This is a genomic window from Granulicella aggregans (assembly GCF_025685565.1).
GTDB classification, from domain to species: domain Bacteria; phylum Acidobacteriota; class Terriglobia; order Terriglobales; family Acidobacteriaceae; genus Edaphobacter; species Edaphobacter aggregans_B.
Genome location: NZ_JAGSYE010000001.1, coordinates 2,052,208 through 2,064,155, shown reverse-complemented (window position 1 = coordinate 2,064,155; position 11,948 = coordinate 2,052,208). Strand labels below are relative to the sequence as shown.

5 protein-coding genes are annotated in these 11,948 nt (G+C 59.0%); all 5 read left to right on the top strand.

Features of this window, described 5'->3' with window-relative positions; all coding sequences use genetic code 11:
* The first annotated feature begins 30 nt into the window (after window positions 1-30).
* The gene (locus OHL18_RS08145; protein ID WP_263374313.1) at window positions 31-543 is read left to right on the top strand and encodes a VIT1/CCC1 transporter family protein; all 513 of its coding nucleotides are present in this window, start codon (window positions 31-33) and stop codon (window positions 541-543) included.
* 381 nt (window positions 544-924) lie between these two features.
* The gene (locus OHL18_RS08140; protein ID WP_263374312.1) at window positions 925-2,562 is read left to right on the top strand and encodes an ABC-F family ATP-binding cassette domain-containing protein; all 1,638 of its coding nucleotides are present in this window, start codon (window positions 925-927) and stop codon (window positions 2,560-2,562) included.
* Between the two features lie 60 nt (window positions 2,563-2,622).
* Window positions 2,623-3,024 (top strand): DUF2237 family protein, encoded by a 402-nt coding sequence (locus tag OHL18_RS08135; RefSeq protein WP_263374311.1) that lies wholly within the window; start codon window positions 2,623-2,625, stop codon window positions 3,022-3,024.
* 808 nt (window positions 3,025-3,832) lie between these two features.
* Complete coding sequence (locus OHL18_RS08130) at window positions 3,833-9,274, top strand: beta strand repeat-containing protein (protein WP_263374310.1); 5,442 nt, start codon at window positions 3,833-3,835, stop codon at window positions 9,272-9,274.
* A gap of 233 nt (window positions 9,275-9,507) precedes the next feature.
* On the top strand, window positions 9,508-11,946 hold the full coding sequence (locus OHL18_RS08125) for a hypothetical protein (RefSeq protein WP_263374309.1): 2,439 nt from the start codon (window positions 9,508-9,510) through the stop codon (window positions 11,944-11,946).
* Window positions 11,947-11,948: the final 2 nt, after the last annotated feature.

Here is an 11,948-nt window from a genome sequence, read left to right as displayed (position 1 = left end):
TGGTCTACGGTTTGGACTTACACTCCTGCTATGTCTGATATCCCTGGCATCCATGAGCTTACCGAGATCGTCGGTGACGATAAGAGTTTCGTCCTCCGCATCGTGCAACCCGGCCTCGCAGGATTGATGGATGGATCGGTGTCCACGCTCGCGCCGATCTTTGCAACCGCCTTCGCCACGCACAACTCACGGACGGTCCTCCTGATCGGCCTGGCATCGGCGGTTGGGGCGGGAATCTCGATGGCCTTCTCCGAAGGATTATCGGATGACGGGGAACTTACAGGGCGTGGCAATCCTGTTTTTCGTGGCCTGGTCACGGGATTCATGACCTTCCTGGGCGGCTTCCTGCATACACTTCCCTTCCTGATTGGGAATGTTCATACCGCTTTGACTCTGGCCTATGTTGTTGTTGGGGCAGAACTTATCGTCATTGCGATGATCCGTCACAAGTACTTCAAGACCAGCTTTGCGCTGTCGTGCCTGCAGGTCATCGTAGGTGGCGGGTTGGTCTTTGCGGCGGGAGTGTTGATCGGTCAGTCTTGAGCGGGTTCTAGGAAGTTTACTTGGATCTAGGCTGTTTTCTTAGAACCTGTATAAAAACTCGTCATCTCGACCGGAGCCGTGCGGTCGTATCGCACGGCGGAGTGGAGAGCCCCCCCCGCATTTCGCCTTTGTCTTTGCTTTGGCTTGCGTCCTCGAGAAGCAGGAGATCAGCCAGCTGCGAGGTTCCTAAACAGTTTCTTAGAACTTCGGAGGGTTTCAAGCCTTGTTTTGTCGAGATGCTGCGTTCACTGCGCCGTTTTTCGACTCTTTTCTCGAACGGCAGCTCGCGAATCCGTTAAACTAGGATCAGGCCACCCGGCCGCGACATCTCTCTGCAACACTCTGAACACAAATTCTGAACCAGGAAATTTAGGAACAACCATGATCTCTGTCTCAAATGTCACCATGCGCTACGGCTCGAAGCTGCTCTTCGAGGATGTCTCCGTCACTTTTACGACCGGACGACGCTACGGCCTGACCGGGCCGAACGGCGCGGGCAAGTCCACCTTTATGAAGTGCCTCACGGGCGAGATCGACCCGCAGAAGGGCACGGTCGTGCGGCCTCGCAAGATCGGCGTCCTGAAGCAGAACCAGTATGAGTTCGACGCTTACCGCGTCATCGATACGGTCATCATGGGCAACAAGGCTCTGTGGGCGGCGCTTGAAGAGCGCGAGATCATCTACAACAAGGCCGAGATGACGGATGAGGACGGATCGCGGCTAGGCGAGCTCGAGGGTATCGTCGGCGATGAAGATGGCTACGAGGCCGAAGCGAACGCCGCTGTCCTTCTGCAGGGGCTCGACATCCCCGATGAGCTGCATGAGCGCAAGATGTCGGAGCTGCAGGGCGGCCAGAAGGTGCGCGTGCTGTTGGCGCAGGCGCTCTTCGGCAATCCGCAGGCGCTGCTGCTGGACGAACCGACAAACTATCTCGACCTTGAGTCGATCCACTGGCTGCAGGACTTCCTGATCCGGTACAACGGCACCGTGATCACGATCTCGCATGATCGCCACTTTCTGAACAACGTGTGTACGCACATCGCCGACATCGACTACGAGACGATCATCACCTACAACGGCGGCTATGACGACATGGTCTTCCAGAAGACCAGTGTCCGCACTCGCATCGAATCGCAGAACGAGCAGCGCGAGAAGAAGATCGCGCAGTTGAACGACTTCATCGCTCGATTCTCCGCCGGTACACGTTCGAGCCAGGTGAACTCGCGTAAGAAGGAAGTCGAGCGGCTCGCGACCAGCGAGCTGGCACGGTCGAACATCGCGCGTCCCTTCATCTCGTTCAAGATGGAGCGGCCTTCCGGCAAGAACGTTCTCGAGTTCGAGAACGTGAACAAGAGCTACGAGCAGAAGGACGGCCGGGTCGAGCACGTCATCAACAACTTCTCCGCTGCGATCACGCGCGGAGATAAGGTGATCCTGATGGGCCGCAACGGCCAGGGCAAGACGACGCTCTTGAAGGCTCTGCTGGCGAATGGCCCGGGCGTCGACGAGACGGACGTCTCGATCGATTCAGGCATGGTGAAGTGGGGCCATGAGGCGCAGATCGGCTACTTCGCGCAGGACCACAAGGGATCGATCCAACTGGGCATGACGGCATCGGATTGGCTGCACCAGTTCGATCCTCAAGCGACGAAGGAAGACATTCGCGGCATTCTTGGGCAGATGTTGTTCAAGGGCGAAGAGGGTTTGAAGAAGACCGATGCGCTCTCCGGAGGCGAGGCTGCGAGGCTGCTGTTCTGCAAGATCATGCTGCAGAAGCCGAACGTGCTGGTACTGGACGAACCCACGAACCACCTTGATCTCGAGAGCATCAATGCTCTGAACCAGGCGATTCAGAAGTACGAGGGAACGGTCTTCCTGGTGACGCATGACCAGGACCTGATCGAAGAGGCCGGCACACGTATCTGGCACTTCGAGGGCGGTCCGACCGACTTCCGTATTACCGACCACAAGGGGCCGTACGAGGAGTATCAGCAGCAGCTTGCGATGGCCTCGAAGTAGGAACTTGACTGCGACACCCTCCCGGTTGATTGTGGAGGTGCAATAAGTAAGAGGAGTTCCATGGCCATCAGCGAGCCCATCAAAGCCCCGGGGAAGAACGTTCTCGGTCAACCTCTGGCGACCTGCGGCTGCGAGCCGATGACGGGCTTCTATCGTACCGGTTGTTGCGAGACTGGCCCGGACGATCTTGGCGTCCACACGATCTGTTGCGTTGTGGACGCGAAGTTCCTCGCAGCTTCGAAGGCGCTGGGCAACGATCTGTCGACTCCTATGCCGGCTTACGGATTCCCTGGTCTCAAGCCCGGGGATCGCTGGTGCGTGTGTGCAGCGCGCTGGCTACAGGTGCAGCAGGCGGGAGCGGCATGCCCGGTTGTGCTCGAAGCGACGCATGAGAATACGCTGCGCATCGTTCCGTTCGAGTTGCTGATTCAGTACGGCGTCATTCCTGATCGCCTGCACTGAAGTGCTATGGCGTATAGCCATCGAAGATGGTTGCTTTGTTGAGTCGCGCCGCCCCTCAACGAAGGATTACGGTCGAGTTGCGCTTGCTGTGCCCCAGCCCGGGAAACGAGGGGTACTTTGGTGTGCCCAAACACTGCGCGACCGAGATCATGCTTCGTTAATTATGGGCCGATACAGAGGCCAAACCAGTCGCTTGAACCTCCCCTGTTTGCCCGTATCCCGCGCCCAGCACCAAAATGGAAGATGCTCATTAAATCAATGTAAACATTGAGCTAAGGCTTGTCATCGCGTGTTACATGACCCAAAAATTCAATAATCGGGAATTTAATTCCTATTGTGGAAGTGGTCCTTCGCCTCTAGCCTTGTAGTTGATAACTAAATCAGACATCTCCTAGAACGTGAGCCTCCTCCGGAAGCACTGGCTATGTGTGTGACTTCGAGGGCTTGGCCGAACTTGAATCCGGGCCCAACGAGATCGCAGTGCGATACCGATACCAAGCCCCTTCTCCCGAAGTGTGAAAGAGATCTTTCAATTTCGTCCACGGCCAGAGAACTGACACTACACAGGAGCTTCGCGTTGAGAGATCAACCACAAAGAGCTAACACATTCGTAGGACTTGATACTCCTATTCGGCCATTCTCTCCGGCGAGATCCCGAAATAGCATTTCGCTTAGAGGACGAACAAGGTCCCGAATTGCAGGCCCCCACTTTCCGTCATGCGTGAATGTATCCGGTTCAACATCCGGACTTTCAGCACTGAAGTATGTATCCGCTGCCTTAACTAACTTTTTTACGGAGCCCTCCCCCATGCAGATTTCAGGACTCAAGCAAAACACATTCACTATGTTCGGTCGTTCTATAGCGATTGCGCTGTTTGCTCTTTGCTCCATAGCGTCCTCATTCGGGCAATCCGCTTCGACTCCGACGACGATCAACATCACCGACACCCCGAGCCTTAAGACGGCAAAACGCATCGGATTGGTACTTGGCAATCAGAACTTTTATGATTCCGGCCAGTTCATGCGGAACCTTGCGTTCCGCAACCCAGGCTTTGAAGGGGAAATCTGGCAGTCGATCCTCCACTGCGAGTACGTCACTGCGACCACCTGCACTGACGACAACCTCTATACCTATTGGCCAGCGAATTTCCTGGCAAACGCACAAGCTGAGTTTATTGTCGGCGCGGCTACGGGCCAGACGACGACCGTCAAGAGCAGCACCGCCGCAGTAATCGGCGCTACGGGTGTGACGATCACCTTCCCCGCCCTCGGCACGCAACCCGCGGTGGGCGATTATGTCGTTGTACGCATGTCCGTTCCCGGCAACGCAGCCGCAGGCTGGTGGCCGCAGGGAACTGCAGGAACGACCTTCACCACAGAGTTCTCTGATCTTTCCCCAAACACCCCGGGCAAGCAGGCGCTGCGTGTGACCCAGGGCGCTACGGACCAGGCTTCGGTTACAAGCTACATGGACAGCACCAATGGCGTGTCCTATCTGCAGATGAATGGAACCTACACCATTACCTTCCGCGCCAAGGGAACCGGCGGGAGCAACAAGGTGGAGGTTAACCTGAGCCGTCCTGGTGTCACCTTCTTCGACCAGGTAGTGACACTGACCACATCCTGGCAGGATTACCAATACACGTTTACCGCGAAGGACGTTGATGTCCCCGGGACCATCGCTCTGAAGTTTTACCTTGCGGGCAGCTCCATGCTGATTGACGACGTGGCCCTCACGGCGGCTGCAGGCGCAAACAACCCCACCGTCTATCGTGACGAGGTTGTCGCTACCCTACAGAAGCTCAAGCCCGGCATTCTGCGGTTCATGGACTCCGGCACAAACTGGGGCAGCACCTTCGACAACCTGATTCAGCCTGACTTTGCCCGTCAACGGGCGGGATACAGCAACCACAACTCCGAGAGTGACGATATCCCGCTCAGTCTGCACGACTACCTGGTCCTCTGCCAGACAATCGGAGCCGAACCGTGGTTTACAATGCCCACCGGCATGACCACGCAAGAGATGCTGAACGTGATGGACTACTTCGGCGGATCGACTTCCACGACCTACGGAGCGCGTCGCGCAGCCCTGGGACAGACGGCCCCGTGGACTACCGTATTTCCCAAGATCCATCTCGAGTTTGGAAACGAAGTCTGGAACACCTCCAACCCGGGTGCCAGCATGACCGACCCACTGTCTTACGGCAAGCGTGCAGGCGTCATCTTTACGACGGCCAAGTCATCCCCGTCCTACTCGGCGAAAGCGTTCGATCTGATCCAGGACGGATTTGAGGCGAACCCCTCGTGGACACAGCAGGCACTTTCCACGAGCACCAACTATGACACGGTAACTATCGCCGCATACAACTACGGCATTCTCGATGACGTCTCGTCAACCGAAGCGATCTACGGCCCGATGTTCGCTGAGCCCGAAATGGGGGTCACCACGGTCGGCGGGATCATAAACCAGACCGCGGTCCTGGCCGCAGCAGCCAATCCACCGGCCCGAGTCGCGATCTACGAAGAGAACATGGGTACCATTCAGGGCACCGCCTCGCAGGATTTCGTGACGAGCACCGTAGCTGGCGTAGGCGCTGGAATCTCCACGGCTCTCAACCAGCTGACCATTCTCCGGGACCTCGGGGTTACCGATCAGAACTTCTTTGCTCTGGCAGGCCCAAGCGCTCCGTTCGTCGGCTCCGGCGGGTCGAACGCGACGCAGTCGCCGATCTGGGGTGGAGTCATCGACATGGGCGGACCGACCAACCGGGTCAGACCGACCTTCCTGTCCGAGCAACTCGAGAACACCGCCATTCTGCCCACGATGCTGGTAACGTCGCAGACGGGAGCCAATCCGACGTGGAACCAGGCTTACACCACAAACGACGACTTCAGCTTTGCGGGGGCACACTACCTCCAGACCTTCGCCTTCACTGACGGCAACACGCTGAACGTCATCCTGTTCAACCTGAGCCGCAGCACCGCCCTGCCGATCAACTTTGCCGGCCTGAACACTCCGTTGGGAGCGGCAACGATCAGCACGCTGACCGCGTCGACCCCCGGTGCAAATAACGAAACCGCGCAGAATGTGGCGATCACTTCGACGTCGCAGACCCTAACCGCAAGCTCGACGCTCTCCCTGCCACCTTACTCGATGACGGTCGTGAGTGTTGCCGCTCCGGTTGTACCGATTCTCATCAACAGCATCACGGCAAGTTGCGCGAACGCGTCGCTCTCCCCGGGCACGACAACCACCTGCACCGCGAATGTCGTCGGACAGGGCAAGTACAACAGCGGTATCACCTGGTCGGCGGACAACGGCACGATCGACAGCAACGGCAACTACAGCACGCCTTCCACTATTCCTGCGAGCGGCAAGGCAACCATCACTGCCACCTCGGTCCAGGACACCACCAAGAAGGCTACGTTCGCGATATCGATCGCGAACAGCAGCATCACTGGAGTAACGGCAACCTGCGCATCGACTGCAATCAATCAGGGCGCCACGACCACCTGCACCGCCACAGTCAACGGAACGGGAAGCTTCTCCTCGGCTTTCACCTGGACGGCATCGGCGGGCAGCATTACCAGCAATGGCACGCTCACCGCGCCGACAACGGGCACCACCATGACCGTAAAGGCGACCAGCACGCAGGATCCAACCAAGTCCGCTACCGTCACCCTTACACTGTCTCCGGTCTTGATCATGGGGACGCCCTCGAGCACGGTAACGACCAACTCCGTTACGGTCTCCTGGCCATTGAACATGGTTGCGTACAGTGGCATCACCTACGGCGCAACTCCGACACTGGGCTCGAGCACTCCTTATAACCCAGCGACGTCAACCTCACCAAGCATTACTCTGACCGGCCTGACACCGGCTACCACTTACTACATGGTGGTGTACTCGTTCATCAACAACCAGACTGTGGAGGCGACGTACGCCGTAACCACGGCCAGCACGTCGAGCACGGTCACCGGAGTTTCGGTAGCCTGCCCCTCACTCCTCGGCCTCACCATCGGTGGAACGGTTGGCTGCACGGCAACGGTATCCGGAACTGGCGGTTACTCCTCCTCGGTAAACTGGTCGGCCTCGGCCGGAAGCATCAGCACCACGGGTCTGCTTACGCCTCCGTCGACCGGCACCTCGGTGACCGTGAAGGCGACCAGCGTGCAGGATGCTACGAAGTCGGCTTCGATCACGATCTCGCTCACCGGACAGTCCACCATCACCGCCCTATCCGTCGCCTGCGCATCCAGCAATGTTACGGCTGGCTCAACGGTAGCCTGCACACCGGCTGTTACCGGAACGGGTAACTATTCCTCTGCTGTCACCTGGTCGACCTCGGCTGGCACCATCAGTGCTGCCGGCGTGTTGACCGCACCGACGACCGGAACCTCGGTCACGGTGAAGGCCACCAGCACGCAGGACACCACCAAGTCTGCGACTGCCACGATTGCAGTAACCCCGTCCAGCACGATCACCGGGCTTACGGTGACCTGCGCGACGAGCACACTGGCGCCGAGCGGGGCAACGACCTGCGGAGCGGCTGTGACCGGAACCGGTAGCTACTCCTCGGCTGTGAACTGGACGGCCTCGGCCGGCACGATCACCTCGGGCGGAGTCTTCACCGCGCCTGCAAGCGGCACGTCGGCAACGATTACCGCGACCAGCGCTCAGGACAGCACCCAATCCGCGTCGAGCACGATCACCATCAGCGCACCTCTCGTAATCAGCAATCCTGTCACTTCAACCACAGGCACCTCCATAACGGTTGGCTGGACGGTCAACACGCTGGCACATAGCGGAGTCACCTACGGGGCCACAGCGGCACTCGGCAGCACCACTCCTTATGACACCAACCTGACTGCGACGCCGAGCTACTCGCTGACCGGACTGCAGCCCTCAACCACCTACACCCTGGTGATCTACTCGTTCGTCAACAACCAGACCGTCTCGAAGACGATCACGGCCACCACGGCTGCCTCGACGACGATCACTGCAGTCACGACAAGTTGCGGTGCGTCGAGCCTGGCGCTTAGCGGCACCACAACCTGCGCCGCCACGGTGACAGGCACGGGCAGCTATTCGTCCGGTGTGACGTGGTCAACCTCAGCTGGCAGCATCACCGCCGGCGGCGTGCTGACGGCTCCGTCTTCGGGCAGCTCGGTCACAGTAACCGCGACCAGCACTCAAGACACGACCAAGTCCGCGTCCACAACCATCACGCTGACTGGTGTCGTATCGAGCGTGGGTGTCATTTGCCCAACTTCGATCACTGCTGGCAGCACTGCTACCTGCACCTCTTCTGCGATAGGCCTGGGCAGCTACTCCTCCGCAGTTACTTGGTCAACCTCCGCTGGCAGCATCACACCGGCGGGTGTTCTGACGGCTCCCACCACCGGGTCTTCGGTCACCGTGACCGTAACCAGCACGCAGGACCCAACCAAGTCTGCGGCGGCTACGATTGCCCTCAGCGGCGCCGTCTCCAGCGTAGGCGTGATCTGCCCTGCTTCGGCTGTCGCCGGCAGCACGATTACCTGCACCTCGTCCGCGATAGGCGTAGGCAACTACTCCTCCGCAGTGACCTGGTCGGCCTCCGCAGGCAGCATCAGCCAGGCCGGTGTACTGACGGTGCCCACCACGGGTAGCTCGGTCACCGTCTCGGTCAACAGCGCGCAGGACCCAACCAAGAGCGCGGTGGCTAATGTAGCCATCACTGCGGCGGCCTCGGTCACTCAGGTCAAGGTCACCTGCAGTGCATCGTCCGCGCTTCCCAACGCAACCGTAACCTGCACCGCTGCCGTAACCGGTACGGGCAACTACTCCTCTGCCGTCAACTGGACGACGACCGCTGGCACGATCTCGGCGGATGGCGTTCTAACGATGCCTGCAAGCGGCACGCAGGCTGGTGTGCGCGCAACCAGTGTTCAGTCCCCAACGATCTCGGGCGTGAAGATAGTGACCCTATCTTCACAGCTCGCGATCGTCAAACCAACTTTTTCTGCGACCTCTACAACTATTGTGGTATCCTGGAATGTTACGCAGAATGCCCATAATGGGGTCAGCTACGGATTGACTCAGGGCTACGGCAGCGGTACCACGCCGTATGACAACAACCTCATCACCAACCCGACCTACACCTTCACTGGTCTAAAGCCGGCCACAACCTACTACTTCCTGCTCTTCTCCTTCAACAATAATGGAACCGTAACGACACCGGTCAGCTTCACAACCGCACCGAAGTAGTACCCGGCGGACGCGAAGTCTACAACCGAAGTACCTAACCCGAAGGCCCCCGTCAAAAGACGGGGGCCTTCGGCGTTAGCCTCATCCCATCGCGCAGGGAGAGCAGTCCGGAACGATCTCGCGTGCGTCTTACAGTCTGCTACCGGACAACACGCGTGTGTGGCAGTATCGAGGTGGGGCTGTGAAAGTTCGGCTTATAAGTCAGTCCCACTTGCCCCGCCCGTGGAGGATATGTGAGAAAGAAGCTGATCAAGTCCGGCATCATCGGAATCGTGATCGTCGCGTTGCTGGGCGCCTGGTGGATGCTGAAGCGCCGGATGCGAGCTCCCCTGCTGACCTCGATGATGGTGACGGCGCCCGTCTTAGCGACGGCGCAGGGCCCAACGATCATTCACGTCAGTCCGACCATCCTTCATCAGGACGTGAAGCGGATGGGGATGAACCTGGGAGGGCAGGACTTCTACGACTCGCAACAGATCATGAAGAATCTTGTCGCCCGCAACCCGGGGTTCGAGGGGCTGGAGTGGCAGACCGTGATTCCGTGCGGCAAGGTAACACCGACCTCCTGCACGGACGGCGCCAATAACGGATCCTGGCCAGAGGGCTTTCTGGATGGCGGCAGCTATGAGGTCATCACAGGAGCGGCCGCCGGAACGACCGGAACGATCCTTCACAGTACAGGCGCGAGCGCCCAGGCAGGCGCGGTGATCCAGTTCGCACAGGCTGCGAAGGCACCCGCCACCGGCGACTATATCGTCGTGCGCAAGATAACCGATGGCTACGCGACGGCGGGTTGGGACGCACAGCTGATCGGTGGTGCGACGATCACCATCGAGTCGAAGGACCTGCCGCCGCATACTGCAGGCAAGCAGGCGGTCCGGTTGAAGGCACCGCGCGGCGACCAGGGTGCCACGTTGAAGCAGTACTTCGACTCGACGCCGGGGCGGTCTTATATCCAGCTGCGAGGACCTTATGTGGTCCGGTTCAAGGCCAAGGGCATCAGCGGAAACAAGTCGCTGAACGTCTATGCTGAGCGCCCCGGAGGCAATGGCCCGATCTTCCGTTTGGACGCCCCCCTGACTTCTGAATGGAAGGAGTACTCCCTGCCCTTCGAGGCACATGAGCCTACCAGCGCGATAGGGACGGTCGCATTCGGAATTACCGTGATTGGCGGCGAGGCGCTGATCGACGATGTCAGCCTGAGTGAGGCAGGCTCGAACGGTACGGCGTTCCGCAACGACGTGGTCTCCGCGTTGCAGCGGCTACAGCCCGGAGTCCTGCGCTACATGGACAGCGGCGGAAACTGGGGAAGCAACCTCGACAATATGCTCGCTCCCGAGACAGGCCGCAAGGTCAGCGGGTACAACCGATATTTTTCAACGGCGGCAGACATACCGATCGGTCTGCACGACTTTCTCGTACTCTGCGAGAAGCTGGGAGCAGAGCCCTGGTACACCATCCAGATGGGCTGGTCGAACAAGGATGTCTCAAACCTGATGGAGTATCTGGGTGGCGGCGCAACGACCAAGTATGGAGCCCTGCGTATCTCACTCGGGCATCCCGAACCCTGGACGAAAACGTTCAAGACGATCCATCTCGAGTACGGCAATGAGGCGTGGAATACGGCCCAGCCCGGAGAGTCGATGGCAGACGCGAATGCCTACTCCGACCGGATCACGAAGGTGTTTGGACTTGTCCGTTCCTCCCCAGCGTATGCCGGGGGCCACTTCGACCTGATCGCCAATGGACAGGTCGTCAATACCTATCTGACGAAGGCCATCCTCGATCAAGCGAAGGGCATCGACACTCTTGATATTGCTCCCTACACCTTCACCTTCTTTGGCGACGATAGTTCCACTGAACACATCTTCGGACCGATGTTCGCGCAGCCGCAGATGCTGGACACGTCCGCCAACGGAATCGTTCATAAGCAGGCGAATGCTGTGGCGACGGCGATGCGTCCAGTCGACCTGGCGGTGTATGAGACGAACATCGGGACGACCGGTGGGACAGCAAGCCAGGCCAGTCTGGATTCGACGGTGCCGTCGGTGGGAGCGGGGATTGCGTCGATAGACCATATGCTGCTGATGCTGCGCGACGACGGCATCAAGGTGCAGAATACCTTCCAGCTTGGAGGCGGCTCCTATCACTTCAACGACACCTCGGGAAGAAACAAAGATGCGTCTTCGCCGGTATGGGCAGTGGTGGTGGATATGGGCGGCCCGACGAACCGGGTAAGGCCATCGTTCCTGGCGCAGCAGCTCGCGAACCACGCGATACGCCCGACCATGCTGACGACGATGATCAGCGGAGACGATCCGACGTGGAACCAGCCGAAGAGCGCCAACGACGAGATCGAGTTGAACCACGTCCATGAGCTCCAAACCTTCGCATTTACCGACGGCAAGACCGACACCATGATCCTGTTGAACTTGAGCCGAACGACGCCTCGAACCGTGGGGCTTGAAGGCGCGTGCGTGCCGCAGGGGACGGTATCCGTCGAGACATTAACCTCGGCCAGAATTACGGACACGAATGAACATCAGGAAAACGTGAAGATCGTCGGTCGCGTGGAGCACGACTTCGTTCCGGGCAAGGGATCGCTCACGCTACCCCCATTTTCCATGACGTCACTGGTCGCTCCGAGCCACGGATGTGCCCCAAAGCGCTAAGA

Bases quoted from the DNA above. Each gene is read 5' to 3' on its own strand.
- OHL18_RS08140 (WP_263374312.1), top strand. From the start codon at position 925: ATGATCTCTGTCTCAAATGTCACCATGCGCTACGGCTCGAAGCTGCTC.
- OHL18_RS08145 (WP_263374313.1), top strand. From the start codon at position 31: ATGTCTGATATCCCTGGCATCCATGAGCTTACCGAGATCGTCGGTGAC.
- OHL18_RS08130 (WP_263374310.1), top strand. From the start codon at position 3,833: ATGCAGATTTCAGGACTCAAGCAAAACACATTCACTATGTTCGGTCGT.
- OHL18_RS08135 (WP_263374311.1), top strand. From the start codon at position 2,623: ATGGCCATCAGCGAGCCCATCAAAGCCCCGGGGAAGAACGTTCTCGGT.